Below are 25251 nucleotides of genomic sequence, written 5' to 3' on the forward strand. Positions count from 1 at the left end.
CATGTGGGTTTCTCCTTCGGATAACAGGAGGGAGCAATAGACAGCCAGGAAGAGCGGGACGCGGCCGGCCGGCCCGTGCGGGTGGCCGCGACGGCCGGTGCGGCGCGGGTCGGGGAGGCGCCACGCGCGTGTGCGGGCGCCTGGGGCGTCCCCCCAGGGCGGCGGCGCGGTCATGACGGGCGCTCCGGCTCAGCGTGGGCCGATGCCCTGGGGAGTTTGCGGGCTGCGTGGACCAGGAGGACAAGGGCCGCCGCTCCGCAGGTGAGGGCGGGCAGGCTGCCGGGTCCCCAGGCGGTCACGAGGGTTTCCGTCGGGACGGCCAGCGCGGCGCAGCCGGGGAGGCGGGCCGCGAAGACGGCAGCCAGGGCTGCCGCCTGGGCCGTGGCCGTGGCGGTCAGCACCACGGCCGGGGCATGGGTGAAGCCGTGTGCGGTCAGGAGGCGGGCCAGGAACAGCAGGGCGCCCAGGGTGAGGGTCTCGGCATGGGCGGCAGGCTCGTCGAGGGCTGCGGCGCAGACGGTGAGCAGGGCCGCCAGAGCGCCCAGGAACAGGGCGCACATGGCGAACAGGAGCGGTCGTACGGCGGCTGCGAACTCGGCGAGGCCGCGGCTGGTCGCGAGCCTGCGGCGGGCGCGGACGGCGAAGAGGTGGGCCGTCCAGGCGGCGGGCGCACAGGAGAGGGTGACGGCCAGGACCGGGGCGAGGGTGACGGGCCAGGGGCCGCCGGCCCTGCCGGTGGGCAGGCCGTCGGGGCCTCCGGTGACGGCGGCGTGAAGCAGACCGTTGCCGAGGAGGGCGTAGCCGACGAGCCAGTAGACCCAGGTGGCGGACGCACCGGACGGGCTGCGGTCGGGACGGCTCAGCGGGCCTCGGCGCAGGGCCACGCGCAGGGCCAGGGTTACGGCCGCTGTGCCGACGGCCGCCGCGACGAGCCGGGGCCGGCCGTCGGTGAGGCGCAGGGCCGCCACCGTCGCCGCGCACAGCGTGCCGGGCAGCAGGGTGAGGAGGAGCCAGCCGGCGTGTGGCCGGGAGGCGGTGGCGGGGGCCGGACGCGCCGGGGTGTCTCCGTCACGGGACACGCGCGCGTACATCTCCTCGGCGAGGGAGAAGACGTCCCGGTGGCGGAAGCGTGCGGCGGTCCGGTCGGTGACGCCGTGGGCTTCCAGGCCCGCGGCGATCTCCAGCGGGTCCACGGCGCGTTCGCACAGCTCCCGGTGGTGGTGCATGAGCGCCTTCACGGGATCGGCGCCGCGCCGAGGGCTGACCGGCTTGCGTTCGTACGTCTGGGAGGCGGCCGGGGCGGCCCTGTCCCCGTCCTGGCCGGCGGCGGGTGTCCGCGCCGGGGTCGCCGTCGCGGCCGTCGGCCGCGGCGCGGCCAAGGCGGGCCTGTCGCGCTCGTCCGTCCCGCCCGCTGCCCACTCCTCGGAGCGCGCGTCCCATGCCCCGGGGCTGTTCGGGGTCCCGGGGCGGTCCCGTTCGCCCAGGTCGCTCATCGCGCTCCCTCCGTCGCGGGTACCGCCGTCGCAGCCCGTGCCGTTGTGACCGGCACCGGCGCGTCCGTCGCCCAGCGCGGGCCGCCGCGCGGCGTCGGGTCGGCCCATCGGCCCGGGACATGGGCCTCGGCCGGCGTGGCGAACGGCAGGGGCTCTCCCGCCGCGTCGACCACCATGCGACGGACCGGGCTCCGCGCGACGATCTCCAGGTAGATGCCGTGGAATGCCGCGATGTTCTGCTCGACGGTGAACAGTTCGAGGGCGCGGGCGCGGGCGGCGGCGCCCAGGCGCTCGCGGCGTGCCGGGTCGCGCAGCAGCGCCAGACACGCCTCGGCGAGCGCCCGTGGGTTGCGCGGGGGGACGACGAGGCCCGTGCCTCCGATGACCTCGACGACCGCGCCGACGTCGGTGGAGACCGTCGCCCGGCCGCACAGCATCGCCTCGACGAGGCCGACCGGGAATCCCTCCACGACGCTGGACAGGACGGTCACGGCGCCCGAGGCGTATGCGTCGGCGGTGGTCGGCAGTTCGGGGCCGCCGATCTCCTCGAAGGACACCGGGTTGTCGCCGACGGTGTGCGGGCCGTCGGCCTCGTCGGGGAAGAGCTGCGCGGCCAGTGCCCTGCAGTGGCCGAGGTAGTCCGCGCCCTCGGGACCGGAGGGAGCTCCGACCACCCGCAGGCGTGCCCTCGGCTCCTCTTTCCGGATCTCCGCGAAGGCGTGCAGCAGGGAGATCAGGTCCTTGGCGGGCTCCACGCGGCCGACCCAGACGAGGGTGTCCGGAGCCGCGCACTGCGGGGACTCGCCGACCTCCGCGAAGGGCGTTGCGTCCATGCCGGGGTAGACGGTGCGGATCTTCTCGCGGTCGGCGCCGCAGCGCTCCTGCCAGCGGCGGGCGTGCGCGTTGCCGGGCGTGAGGAACGCGGCCCGTGCGTAGGTCTCGGCGGCGAGTCCGCCGTGGAAGGCGGCGAGCAGGGACCGTACGGCCGGTGAGGCGTCCGGGCGGGTCAGGTAGTGGGTCCGCAGTTGCACGCCGTACTCGGTGACCAGCAGCGGCACGCCGCAGAAGTGACGGGCGAGCAGGCCCGGCAGCGCGGCCGTGCCGCCGGACGCGGCGTGGCACAGGTCGACCGCGCCGAGTCCGTCGTCCTCGTACCAGTCGAGGGAGAGGGGGCGCAGGGCGCGTTCGAGGTACGTGGCGACGGCGAGCAGTTCCGGCACGCGCGCCTCGCGCGCCGTGCGCAGCGCGCCGGGCGCACGACAGGCGCGCTCCAGCGCGCGTACGGCGGTCTCGGAGCGCAGTGCTCCCACGAGTCCGCCCTCGTCCCGGGCGAGTTCGGCGAGACCGTACAGAGCGTTGCCGAAACGGTCCGCCTCAGGAGTCGGCACACCCTCCGCAGCGTCCGCCGGGCCGCCCGTGCAGAGCACGGCCGCCAGTTCGCCGTAGCACTCCGCGAACCGCCGGCGCGCCCGGCGCCCGTACCCGACCCCGTCGTCCTCTGCCGTCCACAGGGGTGCCGTGCGGACCCGGCTGACCTGCGGCGGCAGCGGGAGCCAGCCCTCGTCCTCCTGGCGTTCGCTGCGGCTGAGCGCGTAGACGTCGAACTCGTGCTGCGCGAGTCCGCGCACGAGCCGGTCGCACCAGAGCCTGGCGTCACCGCTCACATACGGATAGCCACCCTCCGTAACCAGTCCAATGCGCACGAGTGCACCCCCGATCTCCCGTATGGGGAGCCGCCGTTGCGTCGGCGGCTCGCAGCGAGGACGAACGTATGCGGACCAGGCGGTGGCGCGACGGACGGTTGTCCGTCGCGCCACCAAAAGGGGTGAACGGTCGTAACTTTCCCGCGCGCATCGCGTTTCGTCGCGCTAGGAGATCAAATAGACACGCACCGTCATGCGGCGGCCAACTCTCGTCGGACCACGTCGTGCGCGGCGAACAGCAGACCCATACCGACTCTCCTCGCGCAGCGAGTGCGCAGGTCGAGGATCTGGACCTGGACGGTCACGGCCGAGCCGGCCGGAGCGTCCGGGGGCGAAGGAGCGCTCGATGCCCTCTTGGTGTCAGCCGAGGTGAGGGGCGCAGGCGCCGGCGCGCGGCCAGGACCTCGCCGCCGGTGCCCCGGCTTCCCCGACTTCGGTCAACTCCCCGGATACGCCCAGGGGTTGGGCCGACAGCGGATCCCGTCATGGTCGAGGAACTTGGTCTGCTGCTGCATGACCGGGGCGAGATCGCCGTTCTTGTCGCAGGTGACGTGGCTGTAGCCGAGGCGGTGGCCGACCTCGTGGTTGATCAGCATCTGCCGGTAGGCGTGGATCTGGTCGCCGTACGTCTTCGAACCCTGCGCCCACCGGTAGGCGTTGATCATCACGCGCTCGGTCGCGGCCGAGTCGCAGGAGACGTTGTCCACGGTGGTGTCCAGACCGGACATGGCGCACCAGTCGGCGGTGGTGCCGGGGCTGGCGAGGGTGATCACGAAGTCGGGCCTGCCGGAGTGGATGCGCTCGAAGGCACGGGCGCCGTTGTGGGCCCAGCTGCGGTCGTCGTTGAGCGTCTTGTGAACGGCCTCGGCGAACAGTTCGCCGTCGAGCCCGAGGCCCTGTTCCACGTCCACGCGGTAGGTGAACTTCTGCCCCGCACCGGGCGCCTCGTCGATGCCGGGGATGGCGTCGAACCTTCCCGGCCCCTTGAGCGTGGCGCTGAGCGGGTACTTCTTGTCCATCTTCTGCTCGTAGGTCAGCGCTGCCGCAGTACCGGGCGCCTCCGAGGGCGCCACCCGTCCGCCCGCACGCGATACGGAGTCCCGGGCGTCGGCCTGGTCGGTGGCGGACTGCGACTGCACGGCGGCGTCGTCGCGGTCGTCGGCGACCTGCCCGGCGACGACGACGGCCAGCACGGTGGTGACGGCGGCGGCCGCGATCCCGGTGAACGTCCGCCCCTTGGCACCCTTGACGGGCGCGGGCGCACCGCTGGGCGACGCACCGTCGTCGTCGGCGTCCTCCTCGACGCCGGTGCCGGCGCCGATGCCGGGACCGGCGCCAGTGACGGTGCCGGTGGTCCAGCCGGTGACGGAGGCGTGGGGATCGGCGGGCATACGGGCCGTGTCGGCACGCCGGGGCACGAAGACGTCGTCGTCCTCGGCGAAGGCGTCGAGGTACTCCTGTCGCGGCCCGCCCGGAGGCGCCTGCCGCTGACGCGGTATGGGAGGGGCGCTCTCGGCGGCGCTGCCGTACCCGCCTGCGGTCCTCCCCCTCAAGTCGCCCCAGGCGCCCCCGGGCTCGCGCTGCTCGGGGTGGGCCCCACGGACTCGGGGCACACCCTGCGCCGGGGTGCCGTCCGGCAGACGCGGGACACCGTCGACGGGAGTCCCCTCCGGCAACCGGGGCACCCCACGCGCGGGCGCACCGTCCGGCAGCCAGCCGTCGGGCAGGCGCGGCGCCCCGTATCCCGGCATTCCGCCGCCCGGCCTCCCGCCTCCAGGCATCCCGGCACCCGCAGGCGTCGGCGCCGGTCGCGGACCGGACAGCGGACCGGACATCCTCGGGCCCGCTCCCGGCGGCGGAGCCGGTGTCCGTCGGGGACCGGGCCCCGGCGGCCAACTCCCCTGTGCGGCACCGGAAGCCGCCCCTGGCGCCGCCTGGCCGCCCCGGGTCTGCTCGTCCGTGCCCGGCCGGCCGTCCTGTACTGCGGTTGTCTGCGCGGCGTCGCCCTTCGGGGCGGGTCCGCGGCGGCTGTGGCGTCCCACGTCGCGCCTCAGCCCCTCACGGTCCGGGCGGCGGCTCCGCCCTCGGCGTCCTGGTCCGGGCGGACGCCCGCCCCAGGGGCACCACTCGCGCCCCGGGCGCGCGGCTCACGAGCGCCGCCCTCGTCCCGGGCACCCGACTCCCCCGCCCCCGCGAGGAGTTCACTGAAGGCCATGGCGACCGTCTCCGGGTACTCCATCATCGCCACGTGGCCGGCGTCCGGCAGGGTCACCAGGCGGGAGTCACGGAAGGCCCGGGCCGCCCTCTGGGCCATGCGGAAGCCGACGAGCTGGTCCCGACCGCCGTAGACGAGCAGCGTCGGGGCGAGCACCCGCTCGGCCTGGCGCCACAGCCCGTGCTGGCCGCCCAAGGTGTAGGCGTTGACGATCCCGCGCGCGGAACGGGCCATCGCGTCCCAGAAGTACGGCAGTCGCATCCGCCGTTCCATCTCCTGGACGGCGTTGCGGAAGCCTTCCGGCGTCACGCGCCCGGGGTCGCCGTAGCAGAGCGCCATGACGCCTCGGACCCGCTGCTCGGCCGTCCAGTCCTTGGTGAGCCGGGTGAAGAGCGGCGCCACTCCGGGCACCGCCAGCAGCCCTGTCGGCACGGCGGAGCGCTGGACGCGGATCTCGGGAAGCGCGGGGGACACGAGCGTGAGCGTACGCACGAGGTCGGGCCGCACCGCGGCGACGCGCGTGGCGACCGCACCACCCAGCGAGTTCCCGAACAGGTGCACGGGAGCGCGTCCGGCGGCGTCGAGATAACGGATGACCGCGCGCGCGTGCCCCGTGATCGAGTAGTCGCCGTCGTCCGGCGGCGGGGAGTCGCCGAAGCCGGGGAGATCGACGGCCTCGCTGTCGACGACATCGTCGAGCAGCGGCATCAGCGCCGACCAGTTCTGCGAGGAACCGCCGAGTCCGTGGACGTACAGCGCCGGTGGCAGCCCGTCACGGGCGGGTGGTCTCGAACGGACCGAGAGGGTGACCCCCGGCAACCGCACCGACCTGAGCCGCTCTCCCTCCGCGACCCTGACGGCCGCCACTTTGGGGAGCACGTTGGCGGGCGGCACGAACGGCAGCTCGGTCGAAGACATGCGGCAATGTTACGAGACGATCACGTAGTGGTTCACGTGTTCGCCGTCACAGGTACCTGTCAACTACGGCGGCACGCGCGCGCGTACCGAGAGCCGCGCGCATGCACGTGCCGAGAACGGCAACCCAGCCTCTCGGACCGCGGCAGGGGATGCGCACCGCGTCACCTCCCGTACGCGGATCGCATAGCGTCCGGATCGGGTGTCTCCTAGGCTCGTACTGAGGGCACCCGCATGTGGCCCCTGCATGTTTCAGGGACGTTCGTAGGAAGGGAGCCCAACATGGCCGTAGACCCCACCGACCCCGAGACGTTCGAGGACGACGACGCCCAGGAGGTCCAGGAATTCGGCGTCGAGGCCCCGGAGGTCGACGCGGCCGAGCAGCACGCGGACATCAAGCCGGACCGCGACGACCCGCTGACCCAGGTGGACCCGGACCGCGCCAACGAGGCCGACCTGGCGGAGCAGGCCAGGATCGTCGCGCTCGACGAGGACGACTACCGGTGAAACGCGGCGACGGGAGGCGGCGCGGGGCGCCGCTGAGCAGGAGAGAGGCCACGTCTTGCCTGCTCTGATCCCCTTTGCAACCTTCTGTGCCGCAGTGCTGACTGTCCGGTCCGTGAAATTCTGCGCTCGCACCGCGCACACCTCGGTTACCGAAAAGTACGATGGCGACGCGGCCGAGACCGCACGTGGACGACTATGGGAGGCGGCGTGACAGCCATCGAGCAGACAGAGGCGGTTCGCCCGCGGGGCACGCGCCTGCCGCGCCGTGCCCGACGGAACCAGCTGCTGGGCGCCGCCCAGGAAGTCTTCGTGGCCCAGGGCTACCATGCGGCCGCGATGGACGACATCGCCGAGCGCGCCGGCGTCAGCAAGCCCGTGCTCTACCAGCACTTCCCGGGCAAGCTCGACCTCTACCTCGCTCTGCTGGACCAGCACTGCGAGTCGCTCATCCAGGCCGTACGGAACGCGCTGGCGTCGACGACCGACAACAAGCAGCGCGTCCGGGCGACGATGGACGCCTACTTCGCGTACGTCGAGGACGACGGCGGCGCCTTCCGCCTGGTCTTCGAGTCCGACCTGACGAACGAGCCCGCCGTGCGCGAGCGTGTCGACAAGGTCACCAACGAGTGCGCGGAGGCGATCTGCGACGTCATCGCCGAGGACACCGGCCTGTCCCGCGCCGAGTCGATGCTGCTCGCCTCGGGCCTGGGGGGCCTGGCCCAGGTCGTGGCACGGTCCTGGCTGCACAGCGACCGCAGCGTGCCGCGCGACCAGGCGGTGCAGTTGCTGACCTCGTTGGCGTGGCGCGGCATCGCGGGTTTCCCGCTGCACGGGAGCGATCAGCACCACTGACCGGCAGTACACCCGTGACCGGCGGTACACCCGGGCTTTTGTTCCCGGCGGCTGTTCGCTGTTGGCGTTCCCGGCGGGAGCGTGTACGTCCCCTCGCCGGGCTAATGTGTGCTGGGTACGGCGCGGAAGGTCGCGCACTTCACTGACCGTCGGAGGGACATAGCCGTGGAGGTCAAGATCGGCGTGCAGCACGCGCCGCGCGAGATCGTTCTGGAGAGCGGTCAGAGCCCCGAGGAAGTCGAGCGCGTGGTGGCCGAGGCACTCGCCGGGAAGTCCCAGCTGCTGAGCCTCGTGGACGAACACGGCCGCAAGGTCCTGGTTCCGGCCGACCGCCTCGCCTACGTCGAGATCGGCGAGCCGGCCCCGCGGAAGGTGGGCTTCGGCGCGCTGTAGGCAGGCGCACCTGACACGGAAGGGCCCAGCGGTCTCGCACCGCCGGGCCCTTCCGTCATGGCCCGCACCTTTGGCCCCCGGTTCACCTACCGTTCTCCTTCACGGATGGAGCACAGGTCCCTCACAGAGGAGGATTGGATTCCGCAGGTCACGGGTAAGACGGGCTACGACCGATGTGGGCAGGCCGGCCATGTGGGAGGAACCCCGACATGCTTTTGGAAGCGCTCAGCTCCGCCATCCTCGGCCTGGCTCTGGCGTGGACGGCGGCGCACCGCCTGCCGCATCGCCTTCCGGCCCGTGCCCTGGTTCTGTCGACGGGTGTCGCCGGAGCCCTCTTCGGCGCCTTCGTCATGCACAGCGCGCTGGACGCCGGGAACCTGCTGCTGATCCTCCTCGGCGCGGCGATCGTCTCCGTGTCGTCGCTGTCGCTCCTGCTGCGCCCCTCGGGAAGACTCGGCCGCCGATCGGCGACGGCCTGAGCCGCCGCCGCGCCAGGCGCCGCCGTTGAGCCCCTTTGACGGGTAGCGGGCCAGGGGCCCGGCCGGAGCGTCCTTCGCCGGCGCCGGTCCACGAGGCCCGGCATTGATCCGCTGGCGGGCATCGGTCCGCGAGACGCGGTGCTGAGTCGCTCATCGGTCACCGCCCTACCGTTCGGTCACCGCTCCCCGGTCGCCGCTCACTGCTCAGCGCTCACCGGTCCGCAAAGCCCGGCAACGGGCTTTGCGGACCGCAAAGCCCGGCAACGGGCCCGTATGTGACCACAGCCCGCAAAGCCCCGCCACGCCCGCTCGCGGTCACCGTCCACAAGGTCCGGCCCCGACCCGCTCCCCGACACAGCACGGCACGCACCGCTCCACAGAACGCGACCTGCCCTCGCCGCAAACCCGGCCGGGACGACCGGCCGCCCAAGCCCACGGAGGGATCAGGCGGCGAGTCCCAGCGCGGCCATGCGCTTGGTGTGTGCCTCGGTGATGCGGGAGAACATCTTGCCGACCTCGGCGAGGTCGAAGCCGTCCGCGACGCCGCCCACCAGCATCGTCGACAGCGCGTCCCGGTCGGCGACCACCCGCTGGGACTGCGACAGGGCCTCCCCCATCAGCCGCCGCGCCCACAGGGCGAGCCGTCCGCCGACCCGCGGGTCCGCGTCGATCGCGGACCGTACCCGTTCGACGGCGAAGCCGGCGTGCCCCGTGTCGTCGAGCACCGCCAGCACCAGGCCACGGGTGTCGGAGTCCAGCCGCGCCGCGACCTCCCGGTAGAAGTCGCTGGCGATGGAGTCGCCGACGTACGCCTTGACGAGACCTTCCAGCCAGTCCGAGGGGGCCGTCTGCTTGTGGAAGCCGTCGTAGGCGGCGACGAACGGCTCCATGGCCGACGTCGGCTCCTCCCCGATCTCGGCGAGCCGGTCCCGCAGCCGCTCGAAGTGGTGGAACTCGGCGGACGCCATCTTCGCCAGCTCCGCCTTGTCCTCCAGCGTCGGCGCCAGCTTGGCGTCCTCCGCGAGGCGCTCGAACGCCGCCAGCTCCCCGTACGCGAGCGCGCCCAGCAGGTCCACGACCGCGGCACGGTACTGCGGGTCGGTGGAGGCCGTCGCCCAGTCCCGGGCCGCGACCCCGGTGTGCTCGGCGTGGGCGTCAGGGGCGTCCGTGGCGTTCTCAGGCGTGTCAGAGCTCGTCATGAAGCGCACAATAGCCCGCTCGCCGCCGGGCGGAAGGGCCTGGTCAACCAGTGTGACGACGACTACGTGACCAAATCGGCCATCGCATGTGCGCGAATCCGGGGTATGGTGGTAATGAGCCTGCTGAGTAGGTCCGTCCGTCCGTGTGGACGCGACGACGTATTCGACGGGCCGCACGTATGAGGATGCCCGGTCGGTGGCCCGATCGGCTCCGACCCGACAGCCCTCCTCGTACGCACGCAGAGTGTGCGTACGGAACCCGGAGGGACACCCTCAGCGGTACGAGCGCTAGAGCGTCGGATGTGGTCCCGTGCCACACGGCCCGCCCGCGTGGGCACGCCTACGTCCCCGGCACGGTCACACGACACGACCCCCGCGTTCGCCTCGCGCCGCACACACAGAAGAGGCAGCACCCTGACTACGACGTTTCGAGAACTCGGGATCCTCCCCGAGACCGCCGAGGCCCTGGAAGCCGTCGGCATCACCACTCCCTTCCCCATCCAGGAAATGACGCTGCCCGTGGCCCTCTCGGGCGCGGACGTCATCGGCCAGGCCAAGACCGGCACCGGCAAGACGCTGGGCTTCGGCCTTCCGCTCCTCGAGCGCGTCACCGTCCCCGCCGACGTCGAGGCCGGCCGCGCCAAGCCCGAGGACCTGACCGACGCCCCGCAGGCGCTCGTCGTCGTCCCCACGCGCGAGCTGTGCACCCAGGTCACCAACGACCTGCTGACCGCGGGCAAGGTGCGCAATGTGCGGGTCCTCGCGATCTACGGCGGCCGGGCGTACGAGCCGCAGGTCGAGGCCCTGAAGAAGGGCGTCGACGTGGTCGTCGGCACCCCGGGCCGCCTGCTGGACCTCGCGGGCCAGAAGAAGCTGAACCTCAAGCACATCAAGTCCCTCGTCCTCGACGAGGCCGACGAGATGCTCGACCTGGGCTTCCTGCCCGACGTCGAGAAGATCATCAACATGCTGCCGGCCAAGCGCCAGACCATGCTGTTCTCGGCCACCATGCCGGGCGCGGTCATCGGTCTCGCCCGCCGCTACATGTCCCAGCCCACCCACATCCGCGCCACCGCGCCGGACGACGAGGGCGCGACGGTCGCGAACATCAAGCAGTTCGTCTACCGCGCCCACTCCATGGACAAGCCGGAGATGGTCGCCCGCATCCTGCAGGCCGAGGGCCGCGGACTGGCGATGATCTTCTGCCGCACCAAGCGGACGGCCGCGGACATCGCCGAGCAGCTCGAACGGCGCGGCTTCGCTTCCGGCGCCGTCCACGGCGACCTGGGCCAGGGCGCTCGCGAGCAGGCGCTGCGCGCCTTCCGCAACGGCAAGGTGGACGTCCTCGTCTGCACCGACGTCGCCGCGCGCGGCATCGACGTCGAGGGCGTCACGCACGTCATCAACTACCAGTCGCCGGAGGAGGAGAAGACCTACCTCCACCGTGTCGGCCGTACGGGCCGCGCGGGCGCGAAGGGTACGGCGATCACGCTGGTCGACTGGGACGACATCCCGCGCTGGCAGCTGATCAACAAGGCGCTGGACCTCGACTTCAGCGATCCGCCGGAGACGTACTCCACCTCCCCGCACCTCTTCACCGACCTCGGCATCCCCGAGGGCACGAAGGGCGTCCTGCCGCGCTCGGAGCGCACGCGCGCCGGGCTGGACGCGGAGGAGCTGGAGGACCTGGGCGAGCCGGGTGGCCGGGCTCCGCGCGGACGCGGCGGCCGAGGCGGCCGCAACGACCGCAACGACCGCAACGACCGCGACGAATCCCGATCCGCCGACCTCGAGCGCCCGGCCCGTACACCGCGTCGCCGCCGCCGTACGCGCGGCGGGGCGCCGATGGACGGCGCTCCGGAATTGGCCGGCACCACCGCGCCGCAGACCACGGTTCCGGAGGCTACCGAGGCGGAGGCCGTCACGGCTCCGCGCACGCCGCGCCGCCGTCGCCGGATGCGCGGCGGGCTTCCGACCGAGGCGGCGCCGGCCACGGCAGCCGCGTCCCCGGCGTCCGAGGCCGCGGAGACCGCTGTGACGACCGCGGAGGGCACGACCCCGGACGCCGCCGAGTCGGCGCCGGCCACGCCGCGCCGCCGCCGTGTCCGCCGGTCCGCTGAGACAGCGGTCCAGTCGGGCGCCACGACCGCCACCGAGACCCCGCTGGCCGTGGACGCCGCGTCGGCCGTGGACACGAACGTGGTCACGGAGACCCGGCCCCGGCCGATCGCGGACATCCCCGCGGCCACGGAAGCCGCGCCGGTCACGGAAGCCGCTCCCGTCGCGGAGGCCGTGGTGGCCGCCGAGCCGGAGGCTCCCGCCGCCAAGCCGCGCCGCCGCACCCGCAAGGCGACCACCGCCGCCGAGACCGCGGTGGGCACGGCCGAGGGCACCACCGAGTCCACCCCGGACGAGGCCGAGGCCAAGCCGCGCCGCCGGACCCGCAAGGCCGCGGTGCAGGCCGAGGCGCCCGCCGAGCCGGCCGAGGCCACGGAGGCCAAGCCGCGCCGGGCCCGCAAGGCCACGGCGAAGGCCGAGGAGGCCGTCGAGGCTGCCGAAGCCACCGAGGCCAAGCCCCGTCGCCGCACCCGCAAGGCCGCCGCCACGGCGGAGACGAGCGTCGACACGGCCAAGGCCGAGGAGGCCGTCGACACCGCCGAGACGACGGAGGCCAAGCCCCGTCGCCGCACCCGCAAGGCCGCCGAGCCCGCCGCAGCCGTCGCCGCCGACATTCCGGCCCAGACGGTTCAGGCCCCGGAGGCCGCCGAGGCCAAGCCGCGCCGCACCCGGAAGACGGCCGCCAAGGCGGAGGCCGGCGCAGACACGGCCAAGGCCGAGAATGCTGTCGACACCGCCGAGACGGCCGAGGCCAAGCCGCGCCGTACGCGCAAGGCGGCCGCCGCGCCGGAGCCCGGGGCCGCCGAGGCCACGCCGCGCCGCACCCGCAAGGCCGCCGCCACCGCTGAGGCCAGCGTCGACACCGCCGAGACGGCGGAGGCCAAGCCGCGTCGCCGCACCCGCAAGGTCACCGAGCCTGCGGACATTCCGGCGCAGGCCGCGCCGGAGCCGGAGGCCGCCGAAGCCACGCCGCGCCGCACCCGCAAGGCCGCCGCCACCGCGGAGGCCAGCGTCGACACCGCCGAGACGGCGGAGGCGAAGCCCAGGGCGCGCCGCATCCGCAAGGCCACGGCCGCCACGGACGCCTGACGGTCCGCCAGACGGCATCCCGAAGGCGCTGACTGCCCGATGGCCCGGTCCCACCCCGTGTGGGCCCGGGCCATCGGCGTCCCTCCGCCGGATGGCATCTCCGAAGGCTGACCGCCCGACGGCCCCACCCCACCCCCGTCCCATCGGCGTTTCCTCACCAGACGACATCCCACGAAGGCTCACCGCCCGACGGCCCGGCCCCACCCCGTCCAGCCCGAGCCATCAGCGTCCCCCACCCCACGACACCCCACGAACCCTGACCGCCCAACGGCCCCACCCCCACCTCCTGTCAGCCCGGGCCGTCGGTCGTTGCACGGTCCCCTCGGACAGCCCCCACCGCCCGCCGGACTACCACCCGGCCCCTCCCCCAGCAGTTACCCTCGCCACGTGACGATCCAGCCCGCCCCCACGCCGCCCCCCAACACCCGCACGTACCGCCTGGCCACATCCCGCGGCGCCTTCGCCGTCGTGGACTCCCCGGCGGCGCCAGGCGCGGAGTTCAAAGGCGTGGCCCTCCTGCTCCCCGGATTCACCGGCAGCAAGATGGACTTCGCGCTGCTGCACGGGCCGCTCGCGGCGCGCGGGTACCGCAGTGTCGCCGTGGACGGGCGGGGACAGCACGAGTCGGACGGGCCGGAGAGCGACGAAACCGCCTACGCGCAGAAGGAACTGGCGCGGGACGTGCTCGCGCAGGCCGAGGCCCTCGGCGCCCCCGTGCATCTCATGGGGCACTCCCTCGGCGGGCAGATCGCCCGGGCCGCCGTGCTGATCGACCACTCCCCGTTCCTGTCGCTCACCCTCATGGCGTCGGGGCCCGCCGAGATCTCCGTCTCCCAGCAGCAACGCGTGAAGCTGCTGCGGGACGCGCTCGCGGTGATGTCGATGGCCGAGGTCTGGGAGGTCATCCAGGCGATGGGCCCGCCCGAGGAGGTCGGCGGCCCGGCCCGTGGCATCGGTGACCAGGAGCAGCTGCGCCGCCGCTGGCTCGGCACCAAGCCCGCCCAACTCCTCGCAACGGGCCGCCAATTGTGCACCGAGCCGGACCGTGTCGCCGAACTCGCCACCGTGCCGCTGCCGTTCCATGTGCTGTCGGGCGCGCACGACGACACATGGCCCGTCGCGCTCCTCGACGACATGGCCGTACGGCTCCACGCGCGCCGCACGGTCATCGCCGGGGCCGAGCACTCCCCCAACGCCGACCAGCCCCTGCCCACCGCCCACGCTCTCGCCGACTTCTGGGACAGCACGCGCCGACAGCAGCCCTAGTACGGACTGCTCGATCACCGACTGCTCGGCGTACCGACTGCTCGGCGGCAGGTCCCGTTCAGAACTCCCCGCCGGCCGGCCCAGCACCGCCCGCCCCTGCCGGCCCGGCCTCAGTCCTAATACTGCGTCTGCAGGTGCTCCCAGAAGCCGTCCCGCAGCGCGCGCCGCAGGTCCGCCTGGCCGCGCAGCGAGTACTGCAGCAGGCCCTCCGCCTCCACCAGCAGGTCCTGGTCGACCGAGCCGGGCAGGTAGGGGTGCCCGGGCAGCAGTTCCACGAGCGTGTCCCGGCCCCGGGCCGCCAGCCACTTCGCGGCGATCTGCGCGCCCACGAAGCGGACGGCCTCGCGGGTGGGTCGGCCCGCCGCCGACTCGTACGCCGGGGCGGTGCGCCGGGAGACGTACGGCTTGAAGAAGTCGAGGTCGAAGGTGCGCTGGCTGTCGACCTCCCAGAGCAGCGGCTCGGCCTGGTTGCGGCCCTCGGGTGCCTCGATGCCCCAGAGGTGGACCCGGGCGCCGTACCCCTGGGCCGCCTCCACCGCCGACACGAGGTCCTCGTCGCCGCCGAGGAGGGCCGCGTCGCTGATCGCGCGGTGCCGGGCCAGTGACTCCAGGTCGGAGCGGATCAGGGAGTCGACGCCCTTCTGCTGGTTGTTGGCGTTCAGGTTCCCCAGCCGCACCTTCACATCCGGCAGTTCGGCGATGGACTGCTGCTCGGCCGTGTGGATGCGGCGCCGGGCGCCGTCGTACCAGTAGACCCGCAGCAGTCTGCTGTCCGCGAAGATGGAGCGGGCCCGGTCGATGAGCGCGTCGATCAGTCCCTCGGCGTCGAGGTCGAAGGCCCGCCGGTCCTCGGTCCCGGCCACGAGCCGCCCGGCCGCCGCGTACAGATAACCCGCGTCGACGAAGATCGCGTGAGTCGAAGGCGTCTTCGCCACCTCGGCGAGCATGCGCTGGAGCAGCTCGTTGGTGCGGTCGATGCGGGCGCTGAGGGCCGCTGGGTCGTCGTTCATCGGTTCCATTGTCCCGGCCGTCACGCTGCGAACACAACCGGTCCCGGTCGGTCCGGCACCGGACACTTACCGGTCAGTATTTAGCCGTTCGAAAAATTTCCTTAGCGTAGGGAATGTTTGTAACACACAGCTCGTTGACTAGCTACGGAACACGGGGCACCGCTGCCCCGTGGGCCACCCACCAGTAGTTCTCCTTCAGGAGGATGACCAGACGAAGGGAGAAGCCCCTTGCGCTTCGAAATCATGCGACTCGACGACGTCGACGGCACGCCCGTGGACACCACCGTCGTGGACGCCGCCTCCGTCAACCGTATCGTTCAGCAGGCCGCCGCCATCGGGCAGCGGCTGTGGATCCGCCCGGCCGAGACCTCGGCGTCGTAACGGCGGAGCCCCTCTACATACGCTTGAGAGCCCCCGGACGCGGATGCCGTACGGGGGCTCTGCTCATGCGCCCCGGATCACCTGGGTGACGCCGTTGATGATCTGCTGCACGGCGATCGCGGAGAGCATCATGCCCGCGAGCCGGGTCACCAGCACCACGCCGCCGTCCTTGATGACCCGGATGATCAGCAGCGAGTACCGCATCACCAGCCACAGCACGATGTGGATGGCGAGGATCGCCGACCACACCGACACCTGCGTGGCGACGCTGTCGGCCTTCTGCACGGCGAGGATCACCGACACGATCGCGCCCGGCCCGGCCAGCAGCGGCATGCCCAGGGGGACGAGGGCGACGTTGACGTCCTTGGTCTGCTTGGGCTCGTCCGACTTGCCGGTGAGCAGGTCGAGCGCGATGAGCAGGAGCAGCAGGCCACCGGCGATCATCAGGGCCGGCACGGAGACGTGCAGGTAGTTCAGGATCTGGTGGCCCAGCAGGCCGAAGACGGTGATCACGGCGCCGGCCACGCACACGGCCTGGAGCGCCATCCGCTTCTGCACCCGGGCGGGCCGCCCACCGGTCAGCGCGAGGAAGATCGGGGTGATCCCAGGGGGATCCATGATGACAAAAAGGGTCAGAAACAGAGAGCCGAAGACGGCGACGTCGAACATGACTGCCTTGCGAGGAGAAGAACGAGGAGAGACGGGCGAAGAGAGGGAGGGGCGACGCACGGAGACGGGCGCAGGCCGACTGAGCGGCGGACCTCAGGCTCCGCCGGCGCCCGGGACGGGGAACGCCCCGAACGCCCGGCGCGTGATCTCCCCGTACACCTCCGGGTCGGTGGTGAACTCCCCGAGCACGCAGGTCTTCCGGCTGCCGTGGTAGTCGCTGGACCCGGTCACGAGCAGGCCGAGCTCCTTGGCGAGCCCGCGCAGCCGGGCCCGGGTGTCGGCGTCGTGGTCCATGTGGTCGACCTCGATGCCGTCGAGCCCGGCGGCGGCCATCTCGGCGATCGCGGACTCCGGCACCGTACGGCCCCGCTTGCTCGCGGCCGGGTGGGCGAACACCGCGACGCCGCCCGCGCCCTTGATGAGCCGGATCGCCTCGAAGGGGTCGGTCTCGTGCTTCTCCACGAAGGCCCGGCCGCCGTCGGCGAGCCAGTCCTGCGTGAACGCGTCGCTCACGGTCGGCACGACGCCCAGTTCGACGAGCGCGGTCGCCACGTGCGGGCGCCCGACGGATCCGTCACCGGCGATCCGCGCCACCTGCTCCCAGGTCACGGGCACGCCCAGCCCCTGGAGCTTGGTGATCATGCCCTTGGCCCGCGGCACCCGGTCGTCGCGGACCAGTTCGCGCTCGGCGAGCAGGGCGGGCTCCTCGGGGTCGAAGAGGTAGCCCAGCATGTGCATGCTGATGCCGTCGGCACGGCAGGAGAGCTCGGCGCCGGTGACCAGCGTGAGCCCTTCCGGCAGCGCGGCGATCGCCTCGGCGTGCCCGCGGGTGGTGTCGTGGTCGGTCAGCGCGACGACGTCCAGGCCGGCCGCCGCGGCCTTGCGCACCAGCTCGGCCGGGCTGTCCGTGCCGTCGGAGGCGGTGGAGTGGGTGTGCAGGTCGATGCGCACGACGCGGACTCCAGGCGGTGACGGGACGGACGGGGACGCTCCAGGATAACCGGGTTCTCGCCCTCCCCTGTCACACCCGCACCTCACGAGCGCCCCCTACGCAGCCCCCCTGACCGGGACTACGGCTGGAGCAGACGCGGGGACAGCGCCCCGCACGGCACGAGCTCCACCTCGGCCCCGGCGTCGCGCAGATCGGTCAGCACCAGCTCGTCGTACATCAGCAGCCCGGACTGCTCGGGCCAGACCACGGCCCACAGCCACATGCCGAGCGCCTCGCCCGCGAAGACGGCACGATCGTCCGGGGTGCCGGTGACGAGCCAGAGAGGGGTCGGACGGCCGGCGGCCAGCACCTTGGTCTGGGCCGGTTTCTCGACGTCCAGATACGGTCCCGGGTCCGGCCCGTCGATGCCCGCGTACCGGGCGCCCAGGCCCACGCCGAGTTCCTCGGCCACCAGGATCAGCTCCCCCATGCCGCCGAGCGGGCCCGGGCCCGAACAGGCCACGGCCGTGGCACGACCGCCGCTGCGGTCGTCGCCCGCGCAGGCCACACCGGTGAACAGCCAGCCGACGGGCAGCGGCCACGGCATCCACACCGGCACCTGCGTGCGGTGCACCACGACGGTGAGGGCGTCGACACTGGGTGGTATCACGGGCTGCACCGGATGCACGGTGCCGTGCACAGCACACTGCCACGAGTCGGAGAAGAGGCCGGGAGCCCTGACCCGGCCACCACACTTCGGGCAACTGGGTTCGCCCCTCATAGGCCCCCACGGTCCTACCACTGTCCCGTCACGTCAAGGACGATCACCCGTCCGGGCGGAGCCGGCCGCCGACGTACTGGTGCTCGGATACGGCGACCGCCCCACGGCGGCCCTCTGCACCGTCCTGTCCGGCGCCTTCATCGGCGTGAACAAGACCGTGTACAGCGAGCCGGCCTCGGGGGCTCGGACGCGCGGCCGGTGGCGAGCGCCGCCACGACTTCGTGCGCTCGGTTCGCGGCGACCGCGGCTCCCTGCCTCGCGCCGAAGATCGAGGAGTGGAGCGACATCCACCTGCCGTTCGTGGTGGCGGCGGTCACCGCGGTCGTCGGCGCGCTGGTGATCGTCGTACGCGGGAAGGCACTGGGGCACCAAGCCGAGGACCTCCCGGTGCGGCACGCGACCGAGGGCGGTGTCACGGTCTTCGCCAACTGACGATTTCCAGCCAGGGGTTGGTGAGGTTCCTCACTCCAGCGGTACGGATCGCCGGGCCGGATCCCTCAGGTCCGTCCCGTGCGTCAGCCAGCGCTCCTGGAGGGCCTGGGCGCCGTGCACCCGCTTCCAAGCGGACTCGTTGGGGGTCATCGGCAACAGCGGCAGGAACCGTACGGGATCCATCGGCGCGTCCAGCTCCAGGTCCTCGACCAGGCCGCCCGGCTCGGCGACCAGGACCGAGGTGAAGGGGGCGCCCGGCCACAGCGGTCCGCCGACGTCGAGGGAGGCGCCGGGGGTCACCACCACGCCCTCCACCTGCGGAGACGCGGCGAGGACGGCCAGTGGGCGAAGCACCTTGTCGGTGTCGGCGAGCCCGGTCCGGACGGAGAGGACCAGCTCGGCGCGCGGACCCTTGACCGGGTCGGCGAGCATCGCCGTGGGGTCCGTCATGGGCTGCGCGGACATGCCGAGCGTCGCGTAGCGGACGATGTCGCCCTCGTGGAAACGGAGCACCTCGACGCGGTCCGTACCGAGGAAGGTGACCGCGGCGCGCGCGTCCGGCTCGCCCAGCGCGGTACGCAACCGGGCCTCGACCAGAGGAAGAACATCAGACATGCGGCGAGCATAGAACTCGTCAGCAGCGGGCAAAGCAGCACCTTGACACCATGGTCGGCTGATACTCTTGCCCGGTGTTCGGGGCAGCACGCAGAAGCGTCGCGATCGAGTCCCGACGCCGTAAACACTCCCCTACGGGGAACCCCTGAAAGGGGAACGATCGTCCCTCACGAGGGACCGGCCGGAGGAGGTGGGGCTGTCATGGATCGAAGTCGACCGTGCAGTACTACCCGCTCTTCCGACCGCTGATCTCGCTGGTCTCGCTCTAGCCGGCTGTCACCTCTCGCATTCGCGTCGTCATCGCGTCTTCGTACGGAAGAGCACTTCGTTTCGTCTTGCCTGATCTGCCTCAGTAGCTGAATCAGTAACGAAGCTCGCCACCGCGACGGTGCGGTGCTCCCCGCTTTGTGGACGCGCCAAACATCCGCATCCAAGGACGTCCCCATTCCGGGTAGTTCCACCCGTCGCCGAGGCGGCCTCTCGTTGCCCGTTGCGAAGGAGCCCTGCCCATGTCGATGATCCGCGACCTGCGCGCCGTGGTCCGTCCCTCCCGTGTCTCACTGCGCAAGGACAGCGGCACGTACGACACCACGCGCGACCGTGCCACGACCTCCGCCGTCGTCGACTGCGCCGTCTACCGCGACGGCCGGCGTCTCGTCACCGAGGAGCCGCTGAGCCCGCAGGAGGCCATGCGGCTGGTGCGCCGCGACGGAGGCTTCGTGTGGATCGGCCTGCACGAGCCGACCGAGGCCGAATTCGCCGGCATCGCCGGGGAGTTCGGGCTGCACCCGCTGGCCGTCGAGGACGCCGTCCAGGCCCACCAGCGCCCCAAGCTGGAGCGCTACGACGACTCCCTGTTCACCGTCTTCAAGACCATCCACTACATCGACCACGACCGGCTCACCTCCAACAGCGAGGTCGTCGAGACCGGCGAGGTGATGTGCTTCACCGGCCGGGACTTCTTCATCACCGTCCGGCACGGCGGGCAGGGCTCCCTGCGGGCCCTGCGGCACCGCCTCCAGGACGACCCCGAACTGCTGTCCAAGGGCCCCTCGGCCGTGCTGCACGCCATCGCCGACCATGTCGTCGACGGGTACATCGCGGTCGCCGACGCCGTCCAGGACGACATCGACGAGGTCGAGACGGAGGTGTTCTCGCCGGGCCGCAAGGGCGCCCCGCGCGGCACGGACGCCGGCCGGATCTACCAACTCAAGCGCGAGGTGCTGGAGTTCAAGCGGGCGGTGTCGCCGCTGCTGCGGCCCATGCAGCTGCTGAGCGAGCGGCCGATGCGGCTGATCGACCCGGACATCCAGAAGTACTTCCGGGACGTCGCCGACCACCTGGCCCGCGTGCAGGAGCAGGTCATGGGCTTCGACGAGCTGCTCAACTCCATCCTCCAGGCCAACCTGGCGCAGGCGTCCGTCGCGCAGAACGAGGACATGCGCAAGATCACCTCCTGGGCCGCGATCATCGCCGTACCGACGATGGTGTGTGGTGTGTACGGCATGAACTTCGACTACATGCCGGAGTTGCGGTGGAAGTTCGGCTACCCACTGGTGCTCGGCGTCACGGCGCTGATCTGTCTCGGCATCCACCGCACCCTCAAGCGCAACGGCTGGCTCTGACAGCCGCCTGGTTAGGCTGAGCCCATGACAAGCGAGCTGCTCGACCAGGCCCTCGTCGAGGAGGCCACCAAGAAGTCCGGCCTCGTCTGGGTCAAGGGACCCGGCGTCCCGGCGCGTGCGCTGTGGCACGTGTGGCACGAGGGTGCCGCGTGCGTCGTGGGCGACGGACCGGGCGAGCAGCCCCTGCCGGGGCTCGCCGACGGGGCCACGGCAGAGGTCACGGTCCGCAGCAAGGACAAGGGCGGCCGGCTGGTCACCTGGACCGCGAGGGTCGTCGAGCTCCGCCCGGGGTCCGAGGCGTGGGAGGCGGCGGTCGCCGAGCTCAAGGGCAAGCGGCTCAACGCGCCCGACGGTGAGGCGGTGCCGCAGCGGTGGGCCCGCGAGTGCCGGGTACTCCGCCTGGAGCCGACCGGGTCCCTGGCACCGCTGCCGGAGGGTTCCCTGGCCGAGGCGCCACTGCCGACGCCGGCGACGACGCGCCGCCCCGTTCCGGCGGGCCTGCCGCGCCTGCTGCTGAAGAGGCGCAAACGCGGGTAGCGGCCGTCAGGACGTCGGCAGCTGCTTGCCGTAGTCCACGGTCTCGTCCTTCGACGGCTTCTTCACGGGGAAGTCCTGGCCCCAAGCGGAGAACCGGAGGGTACCCGCCCCACCGGCCCGCACCAGACGGAGCGGGTACGGCTTGCCCTCCAGGGAGACGTCCAGCGTGCCGCCGGAGCCCTTGTCGCCGGTGATGCGGATCGTGCGGACGCCCGCCTGCTCGTGGTGGCCGTCCGTCTCCAGCGTGCCGTGCAGTGTCAGCAGACCGTCGAGGAGGACGTCCTTGTCCGTGAAACCGCTGAACTTCTGGTACGAGGGGTCGCCCTGCGGCACCTTCACGTACTTGCCGTCGAGCTTGCCGGCCGCTGCCGCGTCCGCCCTGCCGCCGTCCTGGCCGTCGCCATGACCCCAGAACTCCGCGTCCGCCTTGAGGTAGAGCTGCTCGCCGACCCGCAGCAGCTGGAAGGTCGCCCCCTGGGCGGTGACCGACCCGGTCGCGCCGTCGGGCTTCAGCTGCATGTCGAGCGTGTAGGTGCGCCCGCTGCTGACCACGCTGCCGTGCAGACGGACCGCGGTGGCGGACTGGGCGGCCGCACGGGTCCGGCTCTGGATCTTCTCCGCGGACAGTCTGCCGACCCCGTTGGTGCCCTCGTCGGGGTCCTCGGCGCACCCCGCGAGACCCGTCGCCGCCACGACCAGCGCGCACATCGCGCGCACCAGCGCGGCCCTGCGGTTTCGGCCCTGGGGAATCGGAGTCACAGGTGGGGCTGCCTCTCTGACGGAGATCCTCGACGGCGTACCGCAGAGTACCGGTGCCGTACGGGCCGGAAGGAGCCAGTCCGTCCGGACCCCTCGCCGACGCACACACGATCGGGACGGGCTAGCCTGAAGCCCATCCGAGCGGGCAATTCGGAAAACACAGTCACCAGGAAACACCCCGCACGAAAAGGAGCCGCGGCCATGGCAGCGGGCGCCCCCCGGATCTTCGTCTCGCACCTCTCCGGTGCCGCCGTCTTCGACCCGGCCGGCGACCAGGTGGGGCGCGTACGCGATCTGGTCGTCATGCTGCGGGTCGGCCGGAAGCCGCCGAGGCTGCTCGGTCTGGTCGTCGAACTCGCCACCCGCCGACGCATCTTTCTGCCCATGACCCGGGTCACGGCCGTCCAGTCCGGCCAGGTCATCACCACCGGCGTGCTCAACGTCCGGCGCTTCGAGCAGCGGCCCACCGAGCGGCTCGTCTTCGGCGAACTGCTGGACCGGCGCGTCCGGCTCGTCGAGACCGGCGAGGACGTCACCGTCCTCGACCTGTCGGTGCATCAGCTGCCGGCCCGCCGGGAGTGGGAGATCGACCGGATCTTCGTCCGCAAGGGCAGGAAGGGCGGTGCCTTCCGGCGCGCCAAGGGCGAGGCGCTGACCGTCGAGTGGTCGGCCGTGACCGGCTTCTCGCTGGAGGAGCACGGGCAGGGCGCGGAGAGCCTGCTGGCCACCTTCGAGCAGCTGCGCCCCGCCGACCTGGCCAACGTCCTGCACCACCTCTCCCCCAAGCGCCGCGCCGAGGTCGCCGCCGCCCTCGACGACGACCGCCTCGCCGACGTCCTGGAGGAGCTGCCGGAGGACGACCAGATCGAGATCCTCGGCAAGCTGAAGGAGGAGCGCGCCGCCGACGTCCTGGAGGCGATGGACCCGGACGACGCTGCCGACCTGCTCGGCGAGCTGCCGACGGATGAGCAGGAGCGGCTGCTGAGCCTGATGCAGCCGTCCGACGCGGCCGACATGCGCCGCCTGATGCAGTACGAGGAACGCACCGCCGGCGGTCTGATGACCACCGAGCCGATCGTGCTCCGTCCGGACGCCACCGTCGCCGACGCGCTCGCCCGCGTCCGCAACCCCGACCTGTCCCCGGCCCTCGCCGCCCAGGTCTACGTCTGCCGGCCACCGGACGAGACACCGACGGGCAAGTACCTCGGCACGGTCCACTTCCAGCGTCTGCTGCGGGAGCCGCCCTACTCCCTGGTCAGCTCGATCGTCGACAGCGACCTGCAGCCACTGGACCCCGAGGCGGCGCTGCCCGCCATCGCCGGGTTCTTCGCCACGTACGACATGGTGGCGGCGCCCGTGGTCGACGAGGCCGGTTCGCTGCTGGGCGCGGTGACGGTGGACGACGTCCTGGACCACATGCTGCCGGAGGACTGGCGGGAGACGGAGTTCCAGCTGACCGAGGAGGTGGCGACCGATGGTTCCTGAGCGTGAGACCGTCCGCGAGCGCGTACCGGCCGGGGCCACGGCCGCGACCCGGCACCGCACCCGGCTCGACCAGCCGTTGCCGCGGCGGCCGAGGCTGTTCCCGGAGTACGACCCGGAGGCCTTCGGCCGAATGTCGGAGCGGATCGCCCGTTTCATCGGCACCGGGCGGTTCCTGGTCTGGATGACGGTGGTGGTCATCGTCTGGATCGCCTGGAACACCCTCATGCCGCGGCACCTGCGGTTCGACGAGTACCCGTTCATCTTCCTGACGCTCGCGCTGTCCCTGCAGGCGTCCTACGCGGCCCCGCTGATCCTGCTCGCGCAGAACCGGCAGGACGACCGCGACCGGGTCAATCTGGAGCAGGACCGCAAGCAGAACGAGCGGTCGATCGCGGACACGGAGTACCTCACCCGCGAGGTGGCCGCGCTGCGCATCGGCCTCGGCGAGGTCGCCACCCGCGACTGGATCCGCTCGGAGCTGCAGGACGTGGTGAAGGAACTGGAGGAACGGCAGAACGGTCACCGCCGCGAGCACGTCGTATTCCCGGCGGAACGGTCACGGGGACGTGACGCAGACGACCGCTGACGGGCTTCGCCAGGCCCCCGCGCGGCGCCGTACCATCGTCCCTATGGCTACGGAAGACGCGGTGCGCGAGGCACTGGCGACGGTGAACGACCCCGAGATCAACCGGCCCATCACGGAACTCGGGATGGTCAAGTCGGTGGAGATCGGCGCGGACGGGGCGGTCGCGGTCACCGTGTACCTGACGGTCTCCGGCTGCCCCATGCGGGACACGATCACGCAGCGTGTGACCGAGGCGGTCTCGCGCGTCGAGGGCGTCACGCGCGTCGACGTCACCCTGGACGTCATGAGCGACGAGCAGCGCCGGGAACTGGCGGCGGCCCTGCGCGGCGGCCAGGCCGAGCGCGAGGTCCCCTTCGCCAAGCCGGGCAGCCTCACCCGCGTCTACGCGGTCGCCTCCGGCAAGGGCGGCGTCGGCAAGTCCTCGGTGACGGTGAACCTGGCAGCGGCGATGGCGGCCGACGGCCTGAAGGTCGGTGTCGTCGACGCCGACATCTACGGCCACAGCGTGCCGCGCATGCTGGGCGCCGACGGCCGCCCGACCCAGGTCGAGAACATGATCATGCCGCCGTCCGCCAATGGTGTGAAGGTCATCTCCATCGGCATGTTCACCCCGGGCAACGCCCCGGTGGTCTGGCGCGGGCCGATGCTGCACCGCGCCCTCCAGCAGTTCCTGGCGGACGTGTACTGGGGCGACCTGGACGTCCTGCTGCTGGATTTGCCGCCCGGCACCGGCGACATCGCGATCTCCGTGGCCCAGCTGGTCCCGAACGCCGAGATCCTGGTCGTGACGACCCCGCAGCAGGCCGCCGCCGAGGTGGCCGAACGGGCGGGCTCCATCGCCGTCCAGACGCACCAGAAGATCGTCGGCGTGGTCGAGAACATGTCGGGCCTGCCCTGCCCGCACTGCGGCGAGATGGTCGACGTCTTCGGCACGGGCGGCGGCCAGCTGGTCGCCGACGGCCTGACCCGGACCACGGGCACGAACGTCCCGGTCCTCGGCAGCATCCCCATCGACGTCCGCCTCCGCGAGGGCGGCGACGAGGGCAGGCCGGTCGTCCTGACGGACCCGGAGTCCCCGGCGGGCGCTTCCCTGCGGTCCATCGCGGGCAAGCTGGGCGGCCGGCAGCGGGGTCTGGCGGGACTGTCCCTCGGGATCACGCCGCGGAACAAGTTCTAGAGCACGAACTCCCGCAGTGAAGGGGCGCCGGACA

23 protein-coding genes and 1 pseudogene are annotated in these 25251 nt (G+C 72.3%); 13 read left to right on the plus strand and 11 right to left on the minus strand.

All coding sequences use genetic code 11. From position 1 onward, the window contains the following. Window positions 1-170: 170 nt before the first annotated feature. From ACFPZJ_RS15810 to ACFPZJ_RS15825, 4 genes are all read right to left on the minus strand, one after another. Window positions 171-1493 carry a hypothetical protein gene (locus ACFPZJ_RS15810; protein ID WP_381021640.1) on the minus strand — a complete coding sequence of 441 codons (1323 nt, stop codon included), beginning with the start codon at window positions 1491-1493 and terminating at the stop codon, window positions 171-173. Then, window positions 1490-3196: a DUF3492 domain-containing protein gene (locus ACFPZJ_RS15815; RefSeq protein ID WP_381021641.1), complete on the minus strand. Its 1707-nt coding sequence runs from the start codon at window positions 3194-3196 to the stop codon at window positions 1490-1492. The genes ACFPZJ_RS15810 and ACFPZJ_RS15815 overlap by 4 nt, the downstream gene beginning before the upstream one ends. Before the next feature lie 437 nt (window positions 3197-3633). Next, window positions 3634-5238: a DUF3152 domain-containing protein gene (locus tag ACFPZJ_RS15820; protein WP_381021642.1), complete on the minus strand. Its 1605-nt coding sequence runs from the start codon at window positions 5236-5238 to the stop codon at window positions 3634-3636. An 8-nt stretch (window positions 5239-5246) separates the two neighbouring features. Continuing rightward, on the minus strand, window positions 5247-6329 hold the full coding sequence (locus ACFPZJ_RS15825; RefSeq protein ID WP_381021643.1) for an alpha/beta fold hydrolase: 1083 nt from the start codon (window positions 6327-6329) through the stop codon (window positions 5247-5249). Window positions 6330-6608: 279 nt separating this feature from the next. Between ACFPZJ_RS15825 and ACFPZJ_RS15830 the strand changes: the two genes are divergently transcribed. The 4 genes from ACFPZJ_RS15830 (at window position 6609) to ACFPZJ_RS15845 (ending at window position 8557) form a co-directional block, all read left to right on the plus strand. Next, window positions 6609-6833 carry a hypothetical protein gene (locus tag ACFPZJ_RS15830; protein ID WP_381021645.1) on the plus strand — a complete coding sequence of 75 codons (225 nt, stop codon included), beginning with the start codon at window positions 6609-6611 and terminating at the stop codon, window positions 6831-6833. Window positions 6834-7040: 207 nt separating this feature from the next. Then, the gene (locus tag ACFPZJ_RS15835; protein WP_381021647.1) at window positions 7041-7685 is read left to right on the plus strand and encodes a TetR/AcrR family transcriptional regulator; all 645 of its coding nucleotides are present in this window, start codon (window positions 7041-7043) and stop codon (window positions 7683-7685) included. Between the two features lie 165 nt (window positions 7686-7850). Then, entirely contained in the window at window positions 7851-8078 is a 228-nt protein-coding gene (locus tag ACFPZJ_RS15840) for a DUF3107 domain-containing protein (RefSeq protein WP_030232462.1), read from the plus strand. A 209-nt stretch (window positions 8079-8287) separates the two neighbouring features. After that, on the plus strand, window positions 8288-8557 hold the full coding sequence (locus ACFPZJ_RS15845; protein WP_381021649.1) for a hypothetical protein: 270 nt from the start codon (window positions 8288-8290) through the stop codon (window positions 8555-8557). Between the two features lie 443 nt (window positions 8558-9000). Here the strand turns inward: ACFPZJ_RS15845 and ACFPZJ_RS15850 are convergent, their stop codons facing one another. Beyond that, window positions 9001-9756, minus strand: a complete 756-nt coding sequence (locus ACFPZJ_RS15850) for a ferritin-like fold-containing protein (protein ID WP_381021651.1) — start codon at window positions 9754-9756, stop codon at window positions 9001-9003. Between the two features lie 507 nt (window positions 9757-10263). Between ACFPZJ_RS15850 and ACFPZJ_RS15855 the strand changes: the two genes are divergently transcribed. Both ACFPZJ_RS15855 and ACFPZJ_RS15860 read left to right on the plus strand, forming a co-directional pair. After that, window positions 10264-12963 (plus strand): DEAD/DEAH box helicase, encoded by a 2700-nt coding sequence (locus ACFPZJ_RS15855; RefSeq protein ID WP_381021652.1) that lies wholly within the window; start codon window positions 10264-10266, stop codon window positions 12961-12963. A 387-nt stretch (window positions 12964-13350) separates the two neighbouring features. Next, window positions 13351-14229, plus strand: coding sequence for an alpha/beta fold hydrolase (locus ACFPZJ_RS15860; RefSeq protein ID WP_381021654.1), 879 nt, complete (start codon window positions 13351-13353; stop codon window positions 14227-14229). Between the two features lie 116 nt (window positions 14230-14345). Here the strand turns inward: ACFPZJ_RS15860 and ACFPZJ_RS15865 are convergent, their stop codons facing one another. Further along, window positions 14346-15239: an NYN domain-containing protein gene (locus ACFPZJ_RS15865; protein ID WP_381021656.1), complete on the minus strand. Its 894-nt coding sequence runs from the start codon at window positions 15237-15239 to the stop codon at window positions 14346-14348. 228 nt (window positions 15240-15467) lie between these two features. Here ACFPZJ_RS15865 and ACFPZJ_RS15870 point away from each other — a divergent pair, with 228 nt between their 5' ends. Next, window positions 15468-15620 (plus strand): hypothetical protein, encoded by a 153-nt coding sequence (locus tag ACFPZJ_RS15870; RefSeq protein WP_125504360.1) that lies wholly within the window; start codon window positions 15468-15470, stop codon window positions 15618-15620. A 63-nt stretch (window positions 15621-15683) separates the two neighbouring features. Here ACFPZJ_RS15870 and ACFPZJ_RS15875 read toward each other — a convergent pair whose 3' ends face one another. From ACFPZJ_RS15875 to ACFPZJ_RS15885, 3 genes are all read right to left on the minus strand, one after another. Next, the gene (locus tag ACFPZJ_RS15875) at window positions 15684-16289 is read right to left on the minus strand and encodes a MarC family protein (protein WP_381021657.1); all 606 of its coding nucleotides are present in this window, start codon (window positions 16287-16289) and stop codon (window positions 15684-15686) included. Between the two features lie 93 nt (window positions 16290-16382). Beyond that, the gene (locus tag ACFPZJ_RS15880) at window positions 16383-17240 is read right to left on the minus strand and encodes a PHP domain-containing protein (protein WP_381021659.1); all 858 of its coding nucleotides are present in this window, start codon (window positions 17238-17240) and stop codon (window positions 16383-16385) included. A gap of 119 nt (window positions 17241-17359) precedes the next feature. Continuing rightward, window positions 17360-18001 carry a DUF6758 family protein gene (locus ACFPZJ_RS15885; protein WP_381021660.1) on the minus strand — a complete coding sequence of 214 codons (642 nt, stop codon included), beginning with the start codon at window positions 17999-18001 and terminating at the stop codon, window positions 17360-17362. A gap of 64 nt (window positions 18002-18065) precedes the next feature. Between ACFPZJ_RS15885 and ACFPZJ_RS15890 the strand changes: the two are divergent. Continuing rightward, window positions 18066-18433 (plus strand): annotated as a pseudogene (locus tag ACFPZJ_RS15890) (MFS transporter); the annotation flags it as partial. Window positions 18434-18463: 30 nt separating this feature from the next. On the opposite strand, the gene ACFPZJ_RS15895 reads toward ACFPZJ_RS15890, so the two are convergent. Then, on the minus strand, window positions 18464-19048 hold the full coding sequence (locus ACFPZJ_RS15895) for a suppressor of fused domain protein (protein ID WP_381021662.1): 585 nt from the start codon (window positions 19046-19048) through the stop codon (window positions 18464-18466). Window positions 19049-19557: 509 nt separating this feature from the next. Here ACFPZJ_RS15895 and ACFPZJ_RS15900 point away from each other — a divergent pair. Next, complete coding sequence (locus ACFPZJ_RS15900) at window positions 19558-20673, plus strand: magnesium and cobalt transport protein CorA (protein ID WP_381021664.1); 1116 nt, start codon at window positions 19558-19560, stop codon at window positions 20671-20673. Between the two features lie 24 nt (window positions 20674-20697). Further along, a complete protein-coding gene (locus ACFPZJ_RS15905) occupies window positions 20698-21210 on the plus strand; it encodes a hypothetical protein (protein ID WP_381021666.1) in 513 nt (170 codons plus the stop codon). A gap of 6 nt (window positions 21211-21216) precedes the next feature. Here the strand turns inward: ACFPZJ_RS15905 and ACFPZJ_RS15910 are convergent, their stop codons facing one another. Further along, the gene (locus ACFPZJ_RS15910; protein WP_381021667.1) at window positions 21217-21969 is read right to left on the minus strand and encodes a hypothetical protein; all 753 of its coding nucleotides are present in this window, start codon (window positions 21967-21969) and stop codon (window positions 21217-21219) included. A gap of 201 nt (window positions 21970-22170) precedes the next feature. On the opposite strand from ACFPZJ_RS15910, the gene ACFPZJ_RS15915 reads away from it, so the two are divergent. The 3 genes from ACFPZJ_RS15915 to ACFPZJ_RS15925 are packed head-to-tail and all read left to right on the plus strand — an operon-like array spanning window position 22171 to window position 25217. After that, entirely contained in the window at window positions 22171-23454 is a 1284-nt protein-coding gene (locus ACFPZJ_RS15915) for a magnesium transporter MgtE N-terminal domain-containing protein (protein WP_381021669.1), read from the plus strand. Further along, window positions 23444-24040 carry a DUF1003 domain-containing protein gene (locus ACFPZJ_RS15920; protein WP_381021670.1) on the plus strand — a complete coding sequence of 199 codons (597 nt, stop codon included), beginning with the start codon at window positions 23444-23446 and terminating at the stop codon, window positions 24038-24040. Before ACFPZJ_RS15915 ends, ACFPZJ_RS15920 begins: the two co-directional genes overlap by 11 nt. A gap of 43 nt (window positions 24041-24083) precedes the next feature. Then, window positions 24084-25217: an Mrp/NBP35 family ATP-binding protein gene (locus ACFPZJ_RS15925; protein ID WP_381021671.1), complete on the plus strand. Its 1134-nt coding sequence runs from the start codon at window positions 24084-24086 to the stop codon at window positions 25215-25217. Window positions 25218-25251 lie beyond the last annotated feature (34 nt).

Source organism: Streptomyces bullii (genome assembly GCF_042657145.1).
Taxonomy (GTDB): domain Bacteria; phylum Actinomycetota; class Actinomycetes; order Streptomycetales; family Streptomycetaceae; genus Streptomyces; species Streptomyces bullii.